General features: G+C 28.0%; 22 protein-coding genes. 5 read left to right on the plus strand and 17 right to left on the minus strand.

Annotated elements, in window-relative coordinates:
* Window positions 1–16: 16 nt before the first annotated feature.
* Complete coding sequence (locus ABGT36_RS10805; RefSeq protein ID WP_346677926.1) at window positions 17–1,024, minus strand: flippase-like domain-containing protein; 1,008 nt, start codon at window positions 1,022–1,024, stop codon at window positions 17–19.
* A gap of 68 nt (window positions 1,025–1,092) precedes the next feature.
* On the opposite strand from ABGT36_RS10805, the gene ABGT36_RS10810 reads away from it, so the two are divergent.
* A complete protein-coding gene (locus ABGT36_RS10810; protein ID WP_346677928.1) occupies window positions 1,093–1,632 on the plus strand; it encodes a TetR/AcrR family transcriptional regulator C-terminal domain-containing protein in 540 nt (179 codons plus the stop codon).
* Between the two features lie 126 nt (window positions 1,633–1,758).
* Here the strand turns inward: ABGT36_RS10810 and ABGT36_RS10815 are convergent, their stop codons facing one another.
* Together ABGT36_RS10815 and ABGT36_RS10820 are read right to left on the minus strand one after the other, a co-directional pair.
* On the minus strand, window positions 1,759–3,087 hold the full coding sequence (locus ABGT36_RS10815) for a radical SAM protein (RefSeq protein WP_300629521.1): 1,329 nt from the start codon (window positions 3,085–3,087) through the stop codon (window positions 1,759–1,761).
* A gap of 14 nt (window positions 3,088–3,101) precedes the next feature.
* A complete protein-coding gene (locus ABGT36_RS10820) occupies window positions 3,102–3,644 on the minus strand; it encodes a DUF308 domain-containing protein (RefSeq protein ID WP_158095234.1) in 543 nt (180 codons plus the stop codon).
* Between the two features lie 327 nt (window positions 3,645–3,971).
* On the opposite strand from ABGT36_RS10820, the gene ABGT36_RS10825 reads away from it, so the two are divergent.
* Complete coding sequence (locus ABGT36_RS10825; protein ID WP_087302879.1) at window positions 3,972–4,550, plus strand: HdeD family acid-resistance protein; 579 nt, start codon at window positions 3,972–3,974, stop codon at window positions 4,548–4,550.
* Between the two features lie 22 nt (window positions 4,551–4,572).
* On the opposite strand, the gene ABGT36_RS10830 is transcribed toward ABGT36_RS10825, so the two are convergent.
* The 8 genes from ABGT36_RS10830 to ABGT36_RS10865 all read right to left on the minus strand — a co-directional run bounded on the left by ABGT36_RS10830 (window position 4,573) and on the right by ABGT36_RS10865 (window position 11,740).
* Window positions 4,573–4,935 (minus strand): nuclear transport factor 2 family protein, encoded by a 363-nt coding sequence (locus ABGT36_RS10830; protein WP_346677931.1) that lies wholly within the window; start codon window positions 4,933–4,935, stop codon window positions 4,573–4,575.
* A gap of 104 nt (window positions 4,936–5,039) precedes the next feature.
* Window positions 5,040–5,390 (minus strand): cyclophilin-like fold protein, encoded by a 351-nt coding sequence (locus tag ABGT36_RS10835; protein ID WP_346677933.1) that lies wholly within the window; start codon window positions 5,388–5,390, stop codon window positions 5,040–5,042.
* Window positions 5,391–5,572: 182 nt separating this feature from the next.
* Window positions 5,573–8,050 (minus strand): ABC transporter permease, encoded by a 2,478-nt coding sequence (locus ABGT36_RS10840; protein ID WP_346677935.1) that lies wholly within the window; start codon window positions 8,048–8,050, stop codon window positions 5,573–5,575.
* The gene (locus tag ABGT36_RS10845; protein ID WP_087302088.1) at window positions 8,043–8,732 is read right to left on the minus strand and encodes an ABC transporter ATP-binding protein; all 690 of its coding nucleotides are present in this window, start codon (window positions 8,730–8,732) and stop codon (window positions 8,043–8,045) included. Before ABGT36_RS10845 ends, ABGT36_RS10840 begins: the two co-directional genes overlap by 8 nt.
* A 90-nt stretch (window positions 8,733–8,822) precedes the next feature.
* Window positions 8,823–9,740 carry a HAMP domain-containing sensor histidine kinase gene (locus ABGT36_RS10850; RefSeq protein WP_346677938.1) on the minus strand — a complete coding sequence of 306 codons (918 nt, stop codon included), beginning with the start codon at window positions 9,738–9,740 and terminating at the stop codon, window positions 8,823–8,825.
* Window positions 9,731–10,393 carry a response regulator transcription factor gene (locus tag ABGT36_RS10855; protein WP_087374186.1) on the minus strand — a complete coding sequence of 221 codons (663 nt, stop codon included), beginning with the start codon at window positions 10,391–10,393 and terminating at the stop codon, window positions 9,731–9,733. The genes ABGT36_RS10850 and ABGT36_RS10855 overlap by 10 nt, the downstream gene beginning before the upstream one ends.
* A gap of 20 nt (window positions 10,394–10,413) precedes the next feature.
* Window positions 10,414–10,893 carry a YbaK/EbsC family protein gene (locus tag ABGT36_RS10860; protein ID WP_346677940.1) on the minus strand — a complete coding sequence of 160 codons (480 nt, stop codon included), beginning with the start codon at window positions 10,891–10,893 and terminating at the stop codon, window positions 10,414–10,416.
* Window positions 10,894–10,978: 85 nt separating this feature from the next.
* Window positions 10,979–11,740: a formate/nitrite transporter family protein gene (locus ABGT36_RS10865; protein WP_300629503.1), complete on the minus strand. Its 762-nt coding sequence runs from the start codon at window positions 11,738–11,740 to the stop codon at window positions 10,979–10,981.
* Window positions 11,741–11,915: 175 nt separating this feature from the next.
* Between ABGT36_RS10865 and ABGT36_RS10870 the strand changes: the two genes are divergently transcribed.
* The 3 genes from ABGT36_RS10870 to ABGT36_RS10880 all read left to right on the plus strand — a co-directional run bounded on the left by ABGT36_RS10870 (window position 11,916) and on the right by ABGT36_RS10880 (window position 16,196).
* Complete coding sequence (locus ABGT36_RS10870) at window positions 11,916–13,082, plus strand: MFS transporter (RefSeq protein ID WP_087302078.1); 1,167 nt, start codon at window positions 11,916–11,918, stop codon at window positions 13,080–13,082.
* Between the two features lie 81 nt (window positions 13,083–13,163).
* The gene (locus ABGT36_RS10875; protein ID WP_087374180.1) at window positions 13,164–15,068 is read left to right on the plus strand and encodes an NAD(+) synthase; all 1,905 of its coding nucleotides are present in this window, start codon (window positions 13,164–13,166) and stop codon (window positions 15,066–15,068) included.
* 201 nt (window positions 15,069–15,269) lie between these two features.
* Window positions 15,270–16,196, plus strand: a complete 927-nt coding sequence (locus ABGT36_RS10880; protein WP_087302074.1) for an AEC family transporter — start codon at window positions 15,270–15,272, stop codon at window positions 16,194–16,196.
* A 37-nt stretch (window positions 16,197–16,233) separates the two neighbouring features.
* Here ABGT36_RS10880 and groL read toward each other — a convergent pair whose 3' ends face one another.
* The 6 genes from groL to ABGT36_RS10910 all read right to left on the minus strand — a co-directional run bounded on the left by groL (window position 16,234) and on the right by ABGT36_RS10910 (window position 23,723).
* Window positions 16,234–17,850 (minus strand): chaperonin GroEL, encoded by a 1,617-nt coding sequence (groL, locus tag ABGT36_RS10885; protein WP_087302072.1) that lies wholly within the window; start codon window positions 17,848–17,850, stop codon window positions 16,234–16,236.
* 14 nt (window positions 17,851–17,864) lie between these two features.
* The gene (locus ABGT36_RS10890; protein WP_087302070.1) at window positions 17,865–18,125 is read right to left on the minus strand and encodes a co-chaperone GroES; all 261 of its coding nucleotides are present in this window, start codon (window positions 18,123–18,125) and stop codon (window positions 17,865–17,867) included.
* Window positions 18,126–18,285: 160 nt separating this feature from the next.
* The gene (locus tag ABGT36_RS10895) at window positions 18,286–19,620 is read right to left on the minus strand and encodes an MATE family efflux transporter (RefSeq protein ID WP_300080191.1); all 1,335 of its coding nucleotides are present in this window, start codon (window positions 19,618–19,620) and stop codon (window positions 18,286–18,288) included.
* A gap of 66 nt (window positions 19,621–19,686) precedes the next feature.
* A complete protein-coding gene (locus tag ABGT36_RS10900; RefSeq protein ID WP_346677943.1) occupies window positions 19,687–20,673 on the minus strand; it encodes a hypothetical protein in 987 nt (328 codons plus the stop codon).
* Window positions 20,674–21,683: 1,010 nt separating this feature from the next.
* Entirely contained in the window at window positions 21,684–23,159 is a 1,476-nt protein-coding gene (gene abc-f, locus ABGT36_RS10905; protein WP_296883532.1) for a ribosomal protection-like ABC-F family protein, read from the minus strand.
* 213 nt (window positions 23,160–23,372) lie between these two features.
* A complete protein-coding gene (locus ABGT36_RS10910; protein ID WP_087372608.1) occupies window positions 23,373–23,723 on the minus strand; it encodes a hypothetical protein in 351 nt (116 codons plus the stop codon).
* Window positions 23,724–23,757 lie beyond the last annotated feature (34 nt).

Consider the following 23,757-nt stretch of genomic DNA (forward strand, 5'->3'; position numbering starts at 1 on the left):
AAAATTTTTCTTATATCTACTTCTTTTGTAATAACAGTTCTTTTTCTAATTTCAAAAAAACAATCGCACTCATTAAAAATGGATAAAAACAAGTTGTAATTCGATAAACAATTAAAGCCGAAGTTGCTTTAGCTATTCCTAAATATGGGGTAAATACTAATAAAAAGGAAACTTCTGGTGGACCCAGTCCGGCAACATTAGGTAAAACACCAGTAATCAATAGCATAATCGATGCTAAAATCTGAATTTGTGAAAATGATAAATCATGAATATTAACTATATACAAACAATATAATGGAATTGTATATGTCCAGAATAATTTAAAAAAATTAGTAATAATTACTTTTAAACATAGCTTTTTATTTTTTAAAACTATTTTAGATTCTTGATAAAGAGCCTTTAGATTATCTTGCCAATCTAATTTCTTCTTTTGCCACTTTTCATTATCAGGCAATTTATTAATTAACCATAATAATAAATCCTGTATTTTTTGCCAGCTACAAATTAATATCAATCCAATAATAATTAATAAATATACAAAGTAGCCTACAAAAATATAACGCATAATATTATTGTTAGCACTAACAAGCCAATTAAAATTAAAAGCAATTAAAACACTAGCATAAACAAAAACTGAAAATTTATGAAAGATACTATCTAATATAATTAATCCAATCCCTTTGCCTGCTTTTATTCCTCGTTTATATAAATAATAACTTTGCAAAGGAATTGTACCAGCTGATGAAGTAGTGATATTACTAAAAGTACCAAGTAGTGTCATTTCAGCTGACTGGCGATATTTAAAAGATGGTGATTGTGATTTTATTAAAACAAAATTACCTAAAGCTTCTAATAATTGATAGATTGTACCAACAACTATTATTGTCAAGAAATCAAAAACAGATATATTTTTTAAGTAGTTAAGAATATCATTAAAATCCTGACGAAACACAACATATATAAAGAAAATAACTGCTAAAATAGTTATTAAAAAAATTATTATTTTTTTCTTAATTTTAATCATCACCTTTCAGCTAGCAAAAAAATTTTAGATATGTTAGAATTGGTATATTAATGAAAGGATTTGAAATGATGAACCGAACCGAACTAGTAATCGCTAAAGCGTTTTGGCAACTATTAGAAGAAAAGCCTTATAGTAAAATCACTGTTAAAAATATTGTCGAGCGTTGTGAAATCAATCGTAACACTTTTTATTATCATTTTCATGATATTCCTGATTTATTAGATAGAATATTGAAAAGAAATGCTAATGATATTATTAATAAATCCAATCATTTTGATAATCTTATTGATTGCTTTACTCCAATTGTAGAGGATTGTAATAAAAGAAAAAAAGCAATTTTAAATGTTTATCATTCAATTCAAAGAGAAGTATTTGTCGAACACTTAAATAAGATTGCTTTATATATAAGTGAACAATACACAGAACTCTTAACTAAAGATATTAATATTTTAGATCAGGATAAAAAGCTGCTTACCCGTTTTAATAAATGCGTTATCGTCGGAATCATTCTTGACTGGTTAGATAGTGATGCTAATTATGATTTAATTACATCTTTTACTAGAATTTATCAAATTCTAGAAACCAATAATAAAAAGTTTTTTTACTAATCTATTCTTTAATGAATAACTCTAACATCTTATCTTCATTTTAACATAATAATAAAATTATCGTCTAGTTTTTACCATCTTAGCAAAAAGGCTGAACGTTTAAGAAATTAAACGTTTAGCCTTATCTTATTTATTCCAGATTTTATCGGCTACAACCTGCCAGTTTTTAGCATACTGATCACATTTACTACATAGATGATCAACTGACTCTGGTGACTGTAAATCAGTAGAATGGGCATTAGTCTTAGCAACCATTGCTCTTAATTTTTCTGGATTTTCTAACATTGGACATGGTCTAAGCATATTTTCATTAAATGGCTGATTATCATGATATGCCATCATCATTGGCGATTTTAATGCATCTAATAATGATTTTTCACGAATATTAGAATCTGAATAATGAACGAATACACATGGGTCAATATCACCATTAGCATTTATATGCAAATAGCGTCTTCCCCCAGCAATACAACCACCAACATATTCTGCATCATTTTGGAAATCTAATGCAAATAATGGTTTGGTACTACGATAATGACGAATTCTTTGATATGTAGCTTCACGTTGACTTGGGGTTGGTAATAAATCAATTGAAGCATCATTTCCAACTGGCATATAATGGAAATACCAAATAAAATATACTCCTAAGTCAATTAAAGAATCATAAAATTCTTCAGATGTTATTGATTCAAAATTGGCACTAGTATAACAAGCAGAAATACCGTAAACTAATTTCTTTTCTTTTAATAACTTAATAGCTTTAATAACCTGTTGGTAAACACCTTGTCCTCGACGATCATCTGTTGCTGTTTCAAAACCTTCTAGTGAAATCGCTGGAACAAAATTACCAACTTCAAGCATTTCATCTGCAAATTCTTCATCAATTAAAGTTGCATTTGTAAAACATAAAAAGACACAGTCATCATGTTTTTTACATAAACGGATCAAATCTTTTTTTCTAACTAAAGGTTCTCCTCCGGTATAAATATACATATAAACCCCTAATTCTTTACCTTGGTTAATAATATCATCAATTTCATCATAGGTTAAATTAAGTTTATTTCCATATTCAGCTGCCCAGCAGCCAGTACAATGTAAATTACAAGCACTAGTTGGGTCTAATAAAATTGCCCAAGGTATATTGCAATTATATTTTTTCCGATTTTCTTCTTGAATTGGCCAGCCAACCATAGCTGCATTGATGAAAAAATTAACAGCTAATGTTTTAACAACATTACTATCTACATCATTAATTATTCGACGAATAAATGAATAATACGGATGCTGAGGATTAGTGATAGCTTCACGAATTATTTTTCGTTGTGATTCAAATTCATTAGGACTAAACTTATCTGCCCAATCTATTACTCTAACTAAATTTTTATCAGGATCACGATATACATAATCAAATATTTTTTCCAAACCTAATTTTTGTATTGATGTTTTTACACTCATATAAATACCTCCATTTAATAACTGTGTTTTAGTTTGACAGTATTTTTTATTACATAATGATTCATCATCCCTTCAAAAATCAACGCTAAACTTATGATTAATTGTTGCAATATTTGTTGTTTAAATGGTTCGATTATTAGTAATACTGCTATAATTCCGGCAGCAATAGCTAGTAATAAAATTACATACCAGGTTTCTAAACCAAATTTTTTAGCAACTTGTGCCATTTGAATTTTAAGTAAACTATCTAACAGAATTAATAATCCCATTCCTTTAGATAAATAATTGTAAATACTTGATTGCCATATTAATACAATAATGCCAACTATAATTAATAATAATCCACTAGCTAGATCATATTGAAACGCTAAACTATATAAATCATCACAATAATATCCAATGATCTTAACAATTCCATAAAATATCAATATTATACTGCTTAAATTACAAACACTTAATGAAGCTTTGAAAGGATGAATTAAATTAATAATTCCTAGACTATAAAAAATAGCTGCTATTAAATAATATCCCGTTTTAGCTATTTGAATCTGTTTCACATCACTCCCTCCTTTTGATATTTATTTTATTTTCTTAAAAATTATTTTTAAATAGACAATAATATTGCATATGTCTAATTTTTAGGCATTTGATTAATTTTGTCTAAACACTTTGATTAAATAAGTCTAATTTTTAGACAATATCGATAATTTGACTATTTTATCATGAAACATAATGGTTACAATAAATATTGTAAGGAGGGCCTTATGAAGAAACACGATTCAATAAAATGGACTATTTATCCGTATCTATTTGTTTTTATATGTCTACTTATAAGTGAAATTTTTAGATTTTTTACTCATAGACAGTCAAGGAGGTAAGGTATTATGTATTGGGAATTTGATTTTATTAATGAGTTTAAAGAGAATTGGAATCGAAGAATTAAAAAAATTAAAACTTTGTATTTAATTTTAAGTATTATTATGATCATTGCTGGTTGTGCTTGTATTTTCTTTCCGATTCAGACTTTTAGTATCGTCAAATTTATTGTCGCAATTGTTCTTATTGGTTTTGGTATTTATTCGATTGTTAATTATTGTATTAGTACTAGCTTTTTTAAAGATCCTTTTGCAATTGTTCATGGTATTATTAATATTTTATTTGGAATTTTAATAATTGAAACACCTTCAATTATTACAGCATTTTCATTAACGTTTATGTTTGCTTTAATCTTATTATTCTATGGAACTGAAAAAATTGCTTTTTTACAAAAATTAAAGTATTTCAATATTACTAATACTGGTGCTTATACTTTTAGTGGGGTAATAAATATTATCTTAGCAATTATATTCTTTATTTTGCCATTGACTTCAACAATTGCTATTAACTATATCATTGCTTTCTATTTAATTGTTGATGGTATTACTCTTTTTATCGAAGCAATAAATATGAAAAAAATAAATTAAAAAAAACTGTATTTACAGCTTTTTAATACACTAAGGCAGTGAATGTAAATGTTACTAATTTCCATTCGTCGCCTTTTTTACTATAAACTTCAGTTACTGCAAAATGATGGGTAGTTGGTTTACCATCTAATAATAATCCATAATTACAATCAGTAATTACTACAGCGGTATCCCCAAAGAAATCAGCATTTTGACTATTAATTACTAATTCAGTTGGTTTGAAAGTTCCATCAGTATAAAACTTAATTTCACGATCTAATTTACAAGTAATTCCAATATGAACAAAATTACAGTTTTCATCAGTAACGGCTCGCATTCCTTGTTCATCAGAATTTTCCATAGCTTCCCAGAATTTTTTTGATACTTTTAATACTTCATTTTCCATTATTATCAACTCCTTTTACAATTTTATTGTATTAAAAGAAATCCCAAAAGTACAATATTAGTTTATCATGGAGCTATAACTTAGATGCATAATGATAATATATTTTATTTTTCAAGCAATAATGTTACAACAACATCACCTTTTCCAAGTAAGTCTTGTAATTGATTATCAGATATATTTTCAATCGTTCCAAGTCGTGTAAAATTCCAGGTATTAGGTCGGTAATAAATTACAAACATATGTCCTAAATATAAAATTAAATCACCACTTTTAGTAGTAGTATGCTTATTATCTGTCGGTAAACTAAAACCTAAATCACCTACTTTTTCCATCTTAGCATAATCATTCATTGCTATTGTAATTGGTCCATTTTTTAATCGTTCTATTAAAGACCTTGTTGCTTCGTTATCAACTAATGAAACTTTTAAATCAACATTTCCAATTTGAATAATCATATTAAACACCTCTTTTTTATCTACTATAATTTAATATCTTAATTATTATAGAAAACTATGTCCAATACTCATTAATTATTGCTTGGTATACTTTTAAGGTATTTCAGTTCTTTTATCTATTTTATAGTATATAAAAAGAAAATGCGGCTTTATCATTTTCCACATTTTCTATATTATTAACTTTAATTTCGTAATCTTTCAATAATACTTAAATTACCTGATAATTTATGATACCAATATAAAGGGACAATAATACAAATTATCATAATTATAACAATCGCTATTATTAATGGTAAAACTGGAATTGTAAATGGAGCGCCCATATAATTTAACATTTGAAAAGCAATATAAGTTATTATTGTACCAACTGTTGCAGTAATAACTATTGAACCTATTCCATATAATATTCCTTCTTTGATCAATAAATCTCTTATCTGTTTTCTAGTCATCCCAATACTCTCCATAATTGAATACGATAACTGACGACTTTGAATACAACTAGCCATAGTATTAGCGTAATTCAAACTACCAACTAATAATAACAGTAATGAAATAACAATACCAATTACCATCATTTCTTCTTGCGAAGCTTGAATTTCTTTCATAGCTTCTAATTTTGATTCATATGCAATATCATTAGTATCTTGCTTGTCTTCGATACAAGCAAGAATTTGCTTTTCAACCGTTTCATCATAAGATTCATCATACTTAATAGTTAAACTCTTGATATAATAATCAGCTGAAATTTGCTCTAAGTAATTTTGACTAACAATAATATTAGCACCAATATTTCTAGATCCACCATAATAACTTTCATAGCTAACTGCCTTGATTGGTATTTGTTTAGTAGTACCATCAGGTGCTAAAAAAGAAACTTTACTATCCAGACAACTTTCAGGAATCTCAAATTGAGAATATTGAATAATACAAAACTTTCCTTTATTAAAATCTTCTTTATCAACTGGGGTAGCTAATAACTGATTTAAATGATCAAATTCCACCTCATCAATCCCCTTCAACATTCCATAATACATAGCTGGATTAGCCTGGTACTGACTAACTAGATCAGGATATGATAAATATGGTTGTGATGTAACATAACCTTTAAACCATTGTTCACTAAAACCATTAGCTTCATAAGGGATAACAATCGGTAATGATGATAAAACATGAACTTCTTTTACTCCGTCGATTTTTTTAATTTGTTTTACTAAATTATTATCAATTATTGGTTTAATGGAGTTAATGTCTTCGGTTGTTTCACTTTGATTATAGATGACAAAATCACTATCTAAATAATTAGGTAAAACAGTTCGTTTCGCTTGGCTATTTATTATCGTAGTTAAACAATAAAACACTGATAAACTAGTTGCCAATGAAAAAAGAATTATTACTGTTCTTTTTTTATTATTTTTTAATTGATAGATAGCCATATGCCAAAAGAAATTTTTCTTTTTAATTTGATGTGACTTATTATTAATATTTAAATTATCTTGATATTTAACTGCTTCAATCGGACTTATTGTACCTAAAAGTTTTAGTGGCTTTTTCATGCCAAAACCAATAGAAAGAACACTAAATAAAATACTAATAATCATAACTAGAGGATAAAAATTGATTTCAATATTTCCTTTTACAATTCCTAAAGTTTTCATTATTTTTGGCAATATAATAATCGACACCCCAATTCCACTTAATATACCAATTATAATTGCCAGTAAGGCTAACAAAGCTATTTGATACTTCATCAAACGTATTAGCTGTTTTTTAGTCATTCCTAATGTCTGTAATAAACCATAATAACGAACTTTTTCATAAATAGATAAGTAAAGAATATTATAAATTAGTAAATAAGCACTCAAACCAACTATCAGTCCTAAGCCTAATGTTCCAAGCAAGATCTTAAATGAATTTTCTGCTAGACTTGTAGTCTGGAATACTTGTCGATCATTTAAATCCAAACCGGTTTCGACTTCTTGAATAATCTTATTTGTAAAATAGTTTTGCTGGTATTTAATATGCAAGATTCCATCAGAATTTAATGAATACCCTGAGTTATTATAAAAATCCTTAGAAACATAAAATATCGACTTATCACCAAAGCCATCCCAAATACCACTTATGACAAACTCTTTTTCATAAATTCCAGTATTAACTTCATAAGTAAGAGTAAGCGAGTCACCAACATCTAATATTTCATTACCACATTTTTTTAAACCTTCTCTAGTCACCATTAACTCATTTTCTTTTTGAGGATAATGCCCTTTTAACATTGTTCTAGCTGGGGCACTTTGCTTTTGCCAAAAAACATCATCACACCATAATAATCCAACATCAACGGTATCATCAAAGTTACTACTTTTTATATAACCACTATATGTTTGAATTCCTACACTTTGAACATTTTCATTATTATCTAAATATTCTTTTTGTTTAGAATCAAAACCATTTATTACCACTGAATCATAATCAGCACCATTAAAACGAATATTTTGAAGTCGACTTAAATCTAAATAAGTTATTCCAATGGTAAAAATCGAAAAAATCAAAAATGATGATAGAATAATCGTGAAAAACAAAATCCCATATTTTTTACGATTATTTCGTAACGATTTTTTAGCTAAAGTTTTGATAATTGCATTATTATTATTTTTAAGCATTATCATCACTTCCTTGAACAATTTTACCATCTTCAATTTGAATGATTCGATTGGCTAATTGAGCAATATCATAATCATGAGTAATAATTACAATTGTTTGCTGGTATTGTTTAGCTAATATTTTTAATAGCAGCATTACTTCATGACTAGTAGTTGTATCTAAATTACCAGTTAGTTCATCAGCTAAAATAATGGCCGGTTTAGTTGCTAATGCTCTAGCTATCGCTACACGCTGTTGTTGACCTCCAGATAACATACTTGGTAAGGCTTCTTTTTTATCTGCAATTTTTAAGGTTGTTAAAATTGTTTCAATAAATTCTTCATCAATATGTCTGCCATCTAATTGTAAGGGAAAGACAACATTTTCGTAAACATTTAAATCCGGTATTAAATTATATTGTTGAAAAACAAAACCAACTTTTCTTCTTCTAAATATTGCCAGTTGTTCATGATTTAGTTTACTTAAATCCTCACCATCAATAATTACTTTGCCACTGCTAGGAATATCTAATCCCCCTAACATATGCAACAATGTACTTTTGCCGCTACCTGATTTTCCAATAATAGCAACAAACTCACGTTTTCCAATCTGTAAATCAACACCATCTAGTGCTTTTACAACATTATTTGCCATCTGATAATATTTCTTCAATGCTTTTGTTTCAATCATTATCTCTTTCATAACCATACCTCCATCTTCAGTATTATTATAAAATTCAAAAATCACAAACCATTCACAAAACAAGAAAATCACAAAACTGTGATTTTCTTATCAATTAGGCAAATAAATCATAAAAGTACTTCCAATTCCAACTTCAGATTGCACCTCAATATAACCACCTTGTAAACTAATAATCTTTCTTGCTAAATACAAGCCAATTCCTACTCCATTTTCATCATGAACCTCCGGTTCACGATAGAATCGCTTAAAAATCATTCCTTGCCTTGCTAGTGGTATTCCTTTACCAGTATCACAAACAGTGATTTTAGTAAAAATATCTTGTTTTTTAACATCGATATAGATGCTGCCACCATTATTTGTATACTTAACACCATTATCTAAAATATTAAATATTGCCTCACCAGTCCATTTTTTATCATGATTTAAAACAAGATCATCAGGGCAATTAACTTGTAATTTAATTTTCTTTTGATTAGCGTTATTATATATTCCTTGAATAGCTAAAGCTAATGTATTTTCTAATAAAGAAGGCTCTTTATTAATTTTAATTGTTCCGGTTTCCAAACGTGACATTTTAATTAAACTTTGAATTAAAAAATCTAACTTATCAATCTGACTTTCAATATTTTTTAAACACGCTTGCCTTTTTTCTACATCATTTTCACTCATTAATATTTCAAAGTATAGTTTAATATTGGCAATGGGAGTTTTAGTTTGATGGGAAATATCTGATATCAATTCATTTAATTTTTCTTTTTCTTCAATGATTTCATTACTTTTTTGTTCATTAATATTATAAAGTCGATACAACTTTTGGGCTATTTTAGAATATAAATCATCATCATTATCACTATTATCTACTTTTTTACCCGCTATTAATTTATCTAAATTAGCATCTAATTTTACTACCATTGATTCAACATCACGTTTTAAAGCATAGTTTTTAATCAATAAAAATATAACCAAAACAAATAAAACAAAAACAAGTATCAATAAACCTATTTCCATATATAACCCATCCCATAAACATTAGTAATATATGAATGATTTTCATCTTCTATTTTTTTCCGTAACCGATTGATATTTACAGCTAAAGCATGTTTATCCATTAACTGGACACCTTCTTGCCAAAGAGCATCTAAAAACATATTATAAGTTAATAATTGACCTTTATTTTCAATAAACTTTTTTAAAATCCGGTATTCTGTTGGGGTTATTGAACATACTTTTTGATTAACTTCAACTATCGCTAAATTAAAATCTATTTTCAAAAAATCATCTTGATAACAATTACGATCCTGCTTTTCACGTTTTAACATTATAGCTATCTTTTTTAACAATACCTTCATCGAAAATGGCTTGGTAACATAATCATCACCACCAAATTCATACCCTGTCAAAACATCGGCTTCCAAATCTCTAGCCGAAAGAAACAATACAATACATTTCTTGTTTGCTTTTACCCACTTACAAAAATCAAAACCATTGCCATCAGGTAAATTAACATCTAATATAATCATATCTATTAAATTATTCGTTACTATCGTTTTACCTTGAAAGCATGTATTAGCAGTTAAAACATGATACCCTTCTTTTTTTAAAGCATAGCTTATCCCCTGATTTAGTGCTATATCATCTTCTAAAACTAGAATATTTGCCACTATGATTACCTCTTTCTTTTTTATTGATCAACTTGCCAATTGTTACAAACATCAACCCAAGAATCAGCTTTAGAGATAGTTTCTAATTCTTTAATTGTTAATTCAATAGCACTATGACCATTACCAGCAGCCGGATAGACTTTTTCAAATCGTTTTAAAGATATATCCAAATAAACTTTAACATTTTCTTTAATTGCAAAGGGACAAACGCCTCCTGGTAAATGTCCTATTAATTCTTCAACTTCATTGGCTGGAATCATTTTTGCTTTTTGACCAAATACACTTTTATATTTTTTGTTATCTATTTTAGCATCACCAGCACATACAATTAATATCGGTCCTTCTTTGGTTTTAAAAGACATTGTTTTAGCAATATGTTCTGGCTTACATCCTAATGCATTAGCCGCTTGTTCTACGTTTGCACTAGAATCTTTTAATTCAATTATTTTAGAGTCCATTTCTATTTCTTCAAAATATTTTTTTACATTTTCAAATGACATTTTAAACACTCCTTTTAACCTATACTTGTTATTTTATTGTAAAAAAAACGATATATCCATAGATATATCGCCAAATTTATATTTTTTATCTTTTTTTAGGTTTAATCATCATAAATAGAGGTACTCCTAATAATACAGCACCACCAATAATATTTCCAGCAGTTGAAATTAACATATGTAATGGTACTAATGACCAGTCATAACTTGTTCCTAAAGCTGTAATTCCAATAGTAAAGTTACCCATATTAGCAATACTATGTTCAAATCCTGGTAAAACAAAGGCCATAACAACAAGCATCATGATTATTGTTTTAGCAGTATCATCTTGCATCTTCATTCCTACATAGGCACCAACACAAACAATAAAATTACATAAAACACCTTTAATAAATAATTGACCTGCTGAAAATGCTAATTTACCATCAACAACTGTTGTAATATACTCAGTTAATAATTCTTGATTACTACCACTTTTTACAAACAAGAAACAAATTAAAGCAATTCCTACAAAATTACCGATATAACAGATTATCCACATTGGAATAATTTGTCTAAACTTTAATTTCTTTCCATAAATAGGTATCATTGTTGTAAAACAATTTCCAGTAAATAATTCTGAACCTAAAATTACAATAATTACTAAACCGATTCCAAAAGATGCAGCAACAGCAATTTTAGAAGCGATATAGTGATCTTTAAATAATAACGTACCCAATGTTGTTGATAAAATTGTAGCCAATCCTAAATACAAACCAGCAACAATTGATCGCGCAAAAAAGCGTCCTTTTTCATCACGACACATTTCATATTTCTTGATCCCTAAATCTGATAACATTTCAAAACTCATCTTAGAACCTCCAAATTGGTTTTATTATAAACTATAATTCTTTTAAGTTCAACAAAATACATGACGTTTTACTAACATATAATCCTTAATTTAAATTTCTTTCCAGAAAATGAAAAAGCGCTTTCTATAAATAAAACAGTGATAAAATTTTAATACATTATCTGGAGGGTTAGAAATGTTTAAAAAGGGCAGTTATCTTTATTATGCTTTAGGAAATGGAATGTTTTATTTTTCCTGGGCGATGTTTTCATGTATCATCTCAGTTTATTTAGCTGGTATTAATTGTTCAGCAACCGAAATTTCATTAATTACATCGGCAGCCGCTTTATTTGCCATGGTTACTCAACCAGTTACTGGTTTTTTAGCTGATAAGTTTAGAAGTCCTAAAAAAGTAGCTATGGTTACTGGCGTTTTAACGATTATCTTTGGTCTTTTATTTGCGTATACAAAATCATTTATTTTTCTATTTTTATTAAACGGTTTTACACAAGGATGTTTAAATGGTATTACTGCTTTAACTGACCGTTTAGCGACAGCTGCACCATATCCATTTGGAACAATTAGAGTCTGGGGTTCACTACTATATGCAATTGCAGCACAAATTAGTGGAATCGTTTATGATTATGTTTCACCTCTTGCAAACTTTTATATTTTTGCAGCAGGTTTAGTTATTATGATTTTTTCTTTCTATATGATGCATGATGCTAAACCTATTGTTATCAATAAAACTAAAAAAGTAACTACTAAAGAAGTCATTACTCATTTATGGCATAATAAATCTTTTAAGATCTTTTTACTAATTTTTATTTTATTTCAAGGTCCAAGTTCAGCTCAAAGCGTTTATTTACCATTAGTAATTAAAGGCTTGGGTGGTACTACTACAATCGTTGGAACAACACTACTACTAAGTACCTTATCAGAAATACCAGCTGTATTATTTTCTGATCGTTATATGAAAAAAGTTTCTTATAAAACACTAATGATATTTGCTTGTGTCTTATCAATCATTCGTTTTGTCTGGTATGCAACTTGTCCTAGTCCTTATTTGATTATGTCAGTATTTTTCTTTCAAGGTTTAACAACAATTATTTTTATATTAGTATCTGTTAGAATTGTTTTAGATTTAGTTGAAGAAGAATATGTAAATAGTGCTTATGGTATTTCATCAATGCTTGCAAAAGGTTTTTCAGCACTAATATTCCAATTTGTTGCTGGGAGAATTTTAGACGTTTTCCCGGGAAATACTGGTTATACTATCATGTATCTGCTTTTTGCAACATCAATTACCCTAGCTTTAATTTTATGTTTTAAATTTAAATTCAAACGAAGTCCACAAAAATAATCAGATTATTAACTGATTATTTTTTCTTTGCTTGTTTATCATTATTTATCAGTGTAAAATATAGACATTGGAGGAGATATAATGAAAGATGGATATATCCGTGTAGCTGCTGGTTCTTTTGATACTAGCATTGCTAATGTTACAAACAACAGTAAAAATATTATTAAGCTAATCGATCAAGCTTATCAAAATCAGACAAAAGTTTTAGTATTACCAGAATTATGTTTAACTGGATATACTTGTGAAGATCTGTTTAATCAAGAAAGATTATTAAACGAAGCTAAAAAACAATTGCAAATTATCATTGATTATACAGCTAATAAAGACATTGTAGTTATAATTGGTCTTCCTTATCAACATTTAAATAGTCTTTATAATGTTGCCGCTATTATTCACCAGGGTGAACTATTAGCATTAGTACCAAAAACTCATATTCCTAATTATCAAGAATTTTATGAAGCGCGTCGTTTTGAAAAAGCACCAGAAAAAAATATTACGACTAATTTCAATGGTAAAACAATTCCATTTGGAACTAAGTTTATCTTTGCATCTACAACTAATCCTGATTTTAAATTTGGGGTAGAAATTTGTGAAGATTTATGGATGCCTGATGCTCCAAGTATTAATTTAGCGTTAAATGGTGCTAATATGATTTTTAATCCATCAGCTAGTAATGAAATTACTACTAAAAGTGACTATCGACGTTCATTAGTTAGTTTACAATCGGCTAAACTAGTATGTGGTTATGTTTACTGTAATGCTGGTGATGGTGAAAGTACAACCGATGTTGTTTTCAGTGGTCATCATATAATTGCAGAAAATGGAACAATTATTAATGAAAGTCAAGGATTTACAAGTGAAATGATCTATGGTGATTTAGATCTTAAAAAATTATCAAGTGAACGTCGTAAAATGACTACGTTTAAATCATTACATGATTATGATGTAATATACTTTGACTCTACTGATGTTGATTTGGATACAAATTATTACTACGATCCACATCCTTTTGTTCCTAGTGATTCAAACTTACGAGCTAAACGCTGTAAAGAAGTTTTTGATATTCAAACTAGAGCTTTAATGCAAAGATTAAAAGCAACCGGAATCAAAAAAGTTGTTATTGGAATTTCCGGTGGTTTGGATTCGACACTAGCTTTATTAGTTTGTACAATGGCCTTTAAGCAATTAAATTATGATAGCAAAGATATTATTGCTATTACAATGCCATGCTTTGGAACTACTTCTAGAACTAAAAATAATGCTTTAGGTTTAATGGAAGAGTTAAATGTAACAAGTTTAGAAATTGACATTGCCGATTCAGTAAGAGTTCAATTTAGAGATATTGAACAAGATGAAAATGTCCATGATGTTACTTATGAAAATGTTCAAGCTCGTACTAGAACAGAAATTTTAATGAATAAAGCTAATCAAGTTGGTGGTCTTGTTATCGGAACTGGTGATTTATCAGAAGTTGCTCTAGGCTGGTCAACTTATAATGGTGATCATATGTCAATGTATGCTGTTAATGTTTCTGTTCCAAAAACTTTAGTTCGTTATCTAGTAGATTATGTTGCTAGTCTATATCACGGTCAAAAAATTGAAACTATTTTAAAAGATGTTTTAGATACTCCGGTATCACCAGAATTATTACCTCAAGAAAATGATCAAATCGTTCAAAAGACAGAGGATATTGTTGGTCCATACGAATTACATGACTTCTTTATTTATCATATGGTTCGTTTTGGTGATGAACCACGTAAGTTATTTAGAAAGACACAACTTGCATTTGGTGATAAATACGATAAAGAAACAATAAAGAAATGGTTAACTAAATTCTATTGGCGTTTCTTTACTCAACAATTCAAACGCAGTTGTATTCCTGATGGTCCTAAAGTTGGAACTGTTTCTCTTTCTCCACGAGGAGATTGGCGAATGCCAAGTGACAGTGATGTTCGTGATTGGATTAGAGAAATTGAAAAAATTTAAAAATACTTTGAAGTCAAAAGTAATTGACAGTTATTAATTATCAAGTTATAATAAATATATAAGGTTACTTAGCGGAGAACCCGCAAAAAGAAAGTCGTTTGACTTTCTTTTTTTATGTTTCAGTTTTTGAAATAATCACTAAAATTAACGCTTTATGTGATAAAATTCCTCAAGAAATACAAATAAGAGGGGAAGATAGCAGTGGATTTAAGCTTATTACTAATGCAGCAAATACTGCAATTATTCATTATGATTTTTTTTGGCTTTTTGTTAGTAAAAACCAAAACTTTAACAACTGATGATAGTAAAATAATCTCAATGTTAGTATTATTTGTTGCTTCACCATGTGCGATTTTAACATCATTTTCAATTGAATTTACACCCGATAAATTAATTGATTTGGGATTAGCTTTTCTAGGAGCGATTATAGTACATCTTATCTATATCCCTTTAACGCAATTGTTAGCTAAAATATTTGGATTTGCGCCAATTGAAAAAGCAACTATAATTTATTCAAACTCTGGTAATCTAATTATTCCTTTAGTTGGTGCCATATTAGGTAAAGAATGGGTTTTATATACTAGCGGCTACATGGTTGTCCAAACTATATTATTATGGACACATGCTAAAAGTTTAGTTTGCAATGAAAAAAACTATGACTTAAAAAAGATCTTTTTAAATATTAATGTTATTGCCATTATCGTTGGGATTTGTTTATTTTTATTCCAGATTCAATTACCAAGTCTTGTTTTATCAACATTCGATACCGTTGGTGGGATGTTAGGTCCATTAGCAATGATCGTTATTGGAATGTTAATTGGAGAAATGAACTTAAAAAATATTTTCAGTGAAAAACGAACTTATTTAATTTCTTTGATGCGTTTAGTGGTTTATCCATTAATTATCATAATCGTCTTTAAATTAAGCGGTCTTGTAACATTGACACCAGATGCTTCACAGATTTTTTTGATAACTGTTTTAGCAGCTAGTGCACCAGCTGCAGCAACAATTACTCAGTTTGCTCAATTGTATAATAAGCATCCTGGTTATGCTAGTGTCATGAATATAATGACAGTGTTTTTCAGTGCTATAACAATGCCTTTAATGGTTATAATCTATCAATTATAAAAATGGGATATGTAAATTTACATATCCCAATATTTTTTTAATACATTCCACCAGCCATAGCAGGAGCTGCAGGTTCATCTGATTTAATTTCTGCCACTCCAGCTTCAGTTGTAATAAACAATGCTGAAATACTTGCAGCATTTAACAATGCGCTACGAGAAACTTTAGTTGGATCGATAATTCCTTTTTCAAACATATCAACCCATTCACCATTTTTAGCATCAAATCCGATATTTTTATCAGCATTCTTTTGCATATCAACAATATCTTCACTATTGTATCCAGCATTTTCTGCGATTTGGCAAATAGGTGCTAATAATGATTCCATTACAATATTGATACCTTTTTGAACATCAACATTATCATTTTTAAGAACTGGTTTTAATTCTTTATATGCTTCAACTAAACAAGCTCCACCACCAATTACAATACCTTCAGCAACAGCTGCTTTAGTAGCATTTAAAGCATCTTCAATTCTTAATTTCTTTTCTTTTAATTCACTTTCAGTTGTTGCTCCAACTTTGATAGTTGCAACACCATTAGTTAATTTACCAAGTCTTTCTTGGAATTGTTTTCTATCATGTTCATTAGTAGTATCAGCAATTCTTGATCTAATTTCTTCAATACGAGCATTTAATTCACTATTATTTTCATTAGCACCAATCATTGTTGTATTGTCTTTAGTAACAATTACTTTTTTAATTGTTCCTAACTCATCTAATTGAAGATCTTCTAATTTCATATTTAAATCTTTGTTGTAGAATTTAGCATTTGTTAATGCAGCAATATCTTGTAACATTTCTTTTTGGTTATCACCAAATCCAGGAGCTTTTGTAGCTACAACATTGAATGTACCACGTAATTTATTTAAAACTAAAGTAGAAATTACTTCATTTTCATAATCTTCAGCAATAATTAATAATGGTTGATTTGTTTTCAATACTTGTTCAAGTACTGGTAAGATTTCTTGAAGATTATTGATTTTTGAATTAGTTACTAATACATATGGATTTTCTAATTCAACAGTCATTTTTTCACGATCAGAAACCATGTATGGAGATACATAACCTTTATCATATTGCATACCTTCACTGATTTCTAATTCATCATCAAAGCCATTACTTTCATCAACATTGATAATTCCATCGCGACCAACTTTATCCATTGCTTTAGCGATTAAATCACCAATTTCTTTACTTCCTGCTGAAATAGTAGCAACACTAGCAACATCACTGCTTGTTTCAACTTGACGTGAATTTTTTAAGATTGTTTTTGCAACTTCTTTACTTGCATATTCAATACCTTCACGCATTAATACTGGATTACATCCTTTGTCAACAGCTTTCATTCCATTAACAATCATATTACGAGCCAAAATTGTAGCAGTAGTAGTACCGTCACCAGCAACATCATTTGTGTTATTAGCAACTTCATATACTAATTTTGCACCCATATTTTCAAATTTATCTTCTAATTCAATTTCTTTTGCAATACTAACACCATCATTAGTAATTAATGGTGAACCATAACTTTTTTCCAATACAACATTACGACCTTTAGGTCCTAAAGTAATACAAACAGCATCAGCTAAAGTATTTACCCCTTTCAACATTGCTTTACGAGCATCACTTGAAAATCTTACTTCTTTTGCCATCTTAAATTACCTCCTTAAGCTATACAAGCTAAAATATCCTTTTCTTCAATTACAATATATTCTACATCATCAACTTTAATATTAGTTCCTGAATATTCTTTATATACAACTTTATCATTTACTTTAATATCAGCTTTACAATCAGGACCTAATGCAACAACTTTAGCAACACCTGGTTCCTTTTTAGTTTCAGTTGTTAAAATAATTCCACTAGATGTTTTATTTTCTACTTCTTCTTTTTTTAAAATAACATTATCATGTAATGGCTTAATCATGTTAATCACTCCTTTTATCTTTAGCACTTGCCATATCTTAGTGCTAAAATTATTATAATACTTTTTAGCACTTTGTCAACCCAAGTGCTAAAAAATTTATTTATATTCCAAAATTCTACTTTTCAATATAAAAATATAAAAAATAGCGATTTAAAAACCGCTATTCTTCCAACCAATTAGCTTTATAATAATAAATAATTAAAATCGTAGTACTTAACACCCATGAAACAGGCCAGCCAAGATCAACAAAGACTATATTATGGAATAAGTTAGTAGTTATCATAACCCAGATAACTCTAAAAACACACCAGCACCCTATTAAAACAACCATAGGGATGTTTGTCTTTCCTACTCCTCTTAAAATACCACAAATGACCTGTGAAAGTGTTAAAAATAAATATCCAGGTGCTAAACAGCGCATCATTATTAAACCATATTCAATAACTTTAGGATTTGATGAAAAGATCTGTAATAAATATGGTGCTGAAAAAACAACTAATACACTCAATACAAGAATTGTCCCACAACTAATTAAAGTCCCTATTTTAGCCCCTTGTTTAATTCTATCATAATTTCTAGCACCTTTATTTTGACCCACAAAAGTTGTTAATGCCATTGATAAACTGATAACCGGCAAAATTGCAAAACCATCAATTTTAGTATATGAACCATTTCCAGCCATTGCATATGCACCAAATACATTAATATTTGTTTGCATAATAATGTTAGAAAAAGAAACAACTGCATTTTGCATTGCACTAGGCATTCCTATTTTAATTGTCTTTCTTAAATCTTCATAATAAAATTTTATTTTAGATATTTCTAACCGATATGATTCTTTACTAGTTACTAAAACATAGATTGACAATAATGCACTAGCTACTTGAGCAATTGAAGTTGCGATTGCTACTCCAGCAATCCCCATTTTAAAAACAACAACAAATAATAAATCTAATACAATATTAATAAATGATGATACAATTAAAAAATATAATGGGTGTTTAGAATCTCCAACAGCTCTTAGAATTCCACTTACCATATTATAAATTATTAACCCGGATACTCCTAAAAAATAAATTCTCAAATATGTAATACTTTGATCAATTACTGCAACATCTACTTTTACCAAACTTAAAATCATTGGTGTAAAAACAACTCCCACAATCGTGGCAAAAATACTAGAAGCAATACCTAAAGCAATCGCAGTATGAACACTACAAAATACCCCTTTATCTTCCCTAGCACCATAATAATTAGAAATCAACACACTTGCTCCTAATGATAATCCAGTAAAAAAACTTACTAACATATCAATAATAGGCCCGCTAGAATTAACTGCCGCCAAAGCCTGATCACCGATATAATTACCAACTACAATACTATCAACTGTATTGTAAAGCTGTTGAAACATATTTCCTATCAATAGAGGAATCGCAAATAATATTAGTTGTTTAGCAATGCTTCCCTCTGTCATTAATCCTCTCTTTTCAGCCATAGTTTCCCTCCTACTAATAACTAATTAAATTTGTGATTTAAAAAATCTAGTATTAACTAGATTTTTTTAAATATTTATTATATATACTTTTCCTTGTCTAGAAATTCTAATTGATTTAGCCTCATTTACTACATCATCACCAACTTCAAAAATATAGTGAATAATTGCACTTTGATCATTTTTTAGTGTCAATGAAGAAGCTGCTTCTAAATTACTATGATCATCTTTTTCATAAACAACTGTCGCAGGATATGGATTATTATTAACATCCAATAAATTTACAGTGGCAATATTTGAAGCCATAATATCACTACCACTAATGTTTTTTACAACTGTTGTAAAATCAACAAAACTATTATTTTCATCATTTACTTTATAATATGTATATAATCCCACCGGACTCGCTGGAGCTACTTCTTTAGCAATATTAGCAGCTTGCAAAGTCATTTCACTATATCCATCAAAAGTAATCACATCATTAAGATTTTTAGCTTCATAATTTTCTTTTGCATCTTTTAATTCAAAATCTAATGTCGCTGATTTTTTATTTTCATCAGAATCTTCTTCTACTTTTGTATTTAAACTAAACTCTATTTTTTGATCTAATTTTTCAGGATCCACTTCAACATAATAATGAACCTTATTAGCAGTATTAGCTTCTAAAGATACATCACTAGTAAGTGATCCACCATTATCTTTTGAGGCTAATAATGAAGCCACATATTCAGTATTATCAATCGTAAAAATAGCTTCTATTTCATCATTTAACTTTAAGTTTGAATCTGTAACATTAGTAATCCACATCGTTAAATCCAAAAGTACATTTTTTGAATCAGCAGGTTCAAAATAAGTATATAAAGTTCCAATTACATCTGGAGTAATCATTTTAGTTTGATCAATTGCTTCAATTTTAAAAGAAATCAAATCAGCAAATTTATTTTCTTTATTCCATTTTATTTTTGTTGCAGTATCACTAGACTCATTTCCACCACTACAAGCTGTAACAGTTAAAATCATCATACATACAAGAAATATCTTAAATATTTTCTTCATAGATAATCCCTTCTCTTTCAAAATTTTTCGGCTCCCTAAGTCTAATTATACTACAAAACTAGTAAAAATAAATAAAAACAACAACATTTGAAAGATGCTTGCATAACGCATCTTTTTAATATATATTTGAAGTAGATAAAAGGAAGAGTTCTAAAAACAAATCCTAAAACTAATTATTTCAAACGATAATAATAAAAAGAAATAATTAACAAAAGTTCATTGAAAACTAAATAATCATCAAAGATAAATTAAATTAGCGAAGATGGAAAAGTTCATAAAAAACTAAGCTAATTAAAATAATCTTATAAAAAATAATTAACAAAGATTAATAATTTATCAAAAGTTAAATTAATTAAAAAAGACAGTATTAAATAATCAATAAAAAATAAAAATTTACCTGTTCAAAATGATGATTCTATAAATAATTAAAAAGTTGATTAGAAAAAAGTCTGATAAATAATTAATTAACAAAGATAAAATTGATCAAAAGTTATATTAGTTAAAAAAGATTATTAAAAAATTAGAATAGTAGATGTGAAAAAGTTCATCGATAAGCAAAATAAATAAAAGTGTTAATTAAAAAGTAGTAATTGTTAAAAGATTAAATGCTAAATTGATTATCAAAAGTGATGATTAGAATAGATGAAGTGAATATTAGTTAAGTAAATTTTAAAAATTAAAATGAGAAATGATTAGAAAAAATGGATTTGAACTTGAAGAGATTTCATAGAATTCGTCTAAAAACAGTTTCCAATATAATTATTCATTAATAATTTAAATTGTTTTCTAAAAATACCAAATAATCGTGATATTAAAATAATGATGGATGGAAATCAATTCAAATTTAGAACGAATCCTTTTTTAAAGAATATTTCGATAACTAAAAATAAAATAGTAGGTTAAGCAATAAAATTATTAGATAGATGCGTAGATAGTAGAATGATAAAGAAGTTATCGGAATGTTCTATATAGCAAAAAGAATTATGGCAGAGTAAACCATAATTCTTTTTTTATAAATTGATACTTTTTGTTTTTATTTGATTACAAAAATACTGATCATGTTCAACAAATAATATAGTTGGCTGATATTTTAAAATAACCTCTTGAATCTGGATTCTTGTAAAAATATCAATGTAATTTAACGGTTCATCAAAAATATATAAATGAGCAGGTGTACATAAACATGCTGCTAGCATTACTTTCTTTTTTTGTCCCTTACTAAATGTTTCAATATTCTGATTAAATAAATCACGTGAAAAATCCAATTTACGCAATATAGCTTTAAATAAACTTTGATCAAGCTGTTGTTTATCAATAAAATCATCTAATCTACCTTGTAAATGATCATCAGTTTGTGATAGATAAGCAATTTTTAAATTTGAACCAATTATAACCTGTCCTTGATAATCTATTTTTTGATTCATAATCAGCTTAATAATACTACTTTTCCCAGAACCATTTCTTCCCACTAAATTTAAACGATCCCCTTGGTTAATTGTAAAATTAACATTTTCTACAATCACTTTATCATCATAGAAGATTTTTACATCATTAAAAGAAACTAGCGTTTTTTTAGAATACGTTAGTGGCATCATCTTTAATGATTCAACAGTTTCAACATCTTTCAATAATTCTTTTTTTTGAGCAATCGCATCGTTTTGACGACGTTGTAAGTTTTTAGAACGCTGCATCATTTTCGCTGCCTTGTGTCCAACATATCCTTTATCAGGTTTAAGTCCTGCTACCTTAACATTTTTACTCTTTTCAACTTTATCTGACCAGATACTACTTTGCTTAGCTGCTTTTTGTAATCTTTTAATATCTTTTTTTAGTTTCTCATTCTTTTTAACTTCTAGATTATCCTGATTTTGTTTTTGTTCATACCAGGTTGTAAAATTACCATTTATTACTTCAATGCTTTCACGATTCAAAGCTAAAATATGGTCAACACAGTTATCAATGAAATTACGATCATGACTAACTAAAATAAAACTTCTTTTTCTTTTTAAATAATTACTTAGTAATTTTCGACCATGTAAATCTAAATGATTAGTAGGCTCATCTATTAATAATAAGTCATGTGGTTTTAAAAATAATGCCGCTAACATTACTTTAGTTTGCTCACCATTAGATAATGTATTAAATGGTCGTTCCAAAACATCTTCATCAACTTCCAATAATGATAATTCTCTTTCTAATTCCCAAAGCTGATATTCACCTAAAATATCATCAATAATAGCCATTGTAGTTTGACTAGGATCATTTACTGGATATGGAAAATAATCAAAATAATAACCCGATGTTATATAGCCTTGATATGGATATTTAGCCATCAATAAATCTAATAAAGTCGTCTTACCTTTTCCATTACGACCAATTAAACCTAATTTCCAATTAGTATCAATTTTAAAACTAACATCATTAAAAACATTTTCGATTTGATTATCATAACGAAAAGTTAAATTTTTTACTTCCAATAATGCCATTTATATCCCTCCTAATAAAAATTGCTACAAGAAAATATATTCTTGTAGCACAAAAAATCGTATTAAAGATATAAATAATATTAAAGGATATATTTTCTTGCATGCAAAAACAGTACAAAGCACTGTTGATTAAATTTTTTAGCAAGAAAATCTATACATCCTTTCACCTCATTTCAATATAATAATAATAAATTAAACTATTTTTGCAACCCCTTATTGATACTTACTATTTACAGTATCAATAAAACATTCTAAAGCATTAATTTCTTCATTAAAATAATATAAATCCAAAATATCTTTTTCATCATAATTATCTCTAATCCAATGATATAAAACATTACGTTTAAACGGTGTTAGTGTATTAAGGTCAAGCTGATGTTTTTCAGCAAAATTATTTACCATATTCATCATCATATCATATTCATCAAGAATACAATCCTGACCATAATTTCGAGCCATATACTCTACATATCCTAAAAAAATCTCTTTAAACTTTTCACCATCAATATCTTTAATATACTCTTTTAAACACATAATCAATAATTCAATATCTTTCTCTAACATATTACCACCTCTTTCTATTATAAACAGAAAAAGT

Origin of the sequence: Erysipelatoclostridium sp. An173, from assembly GCF_963931465.1 — a bacterium.
In the GTDB taxonomy this organism is placed as follows: Bacteria; Bacillota_I; Bacilli_A; order Erysipelotrichales; family Coprobacillaceae; genus Thomasclavelia; species Thomasclavelia merdavium.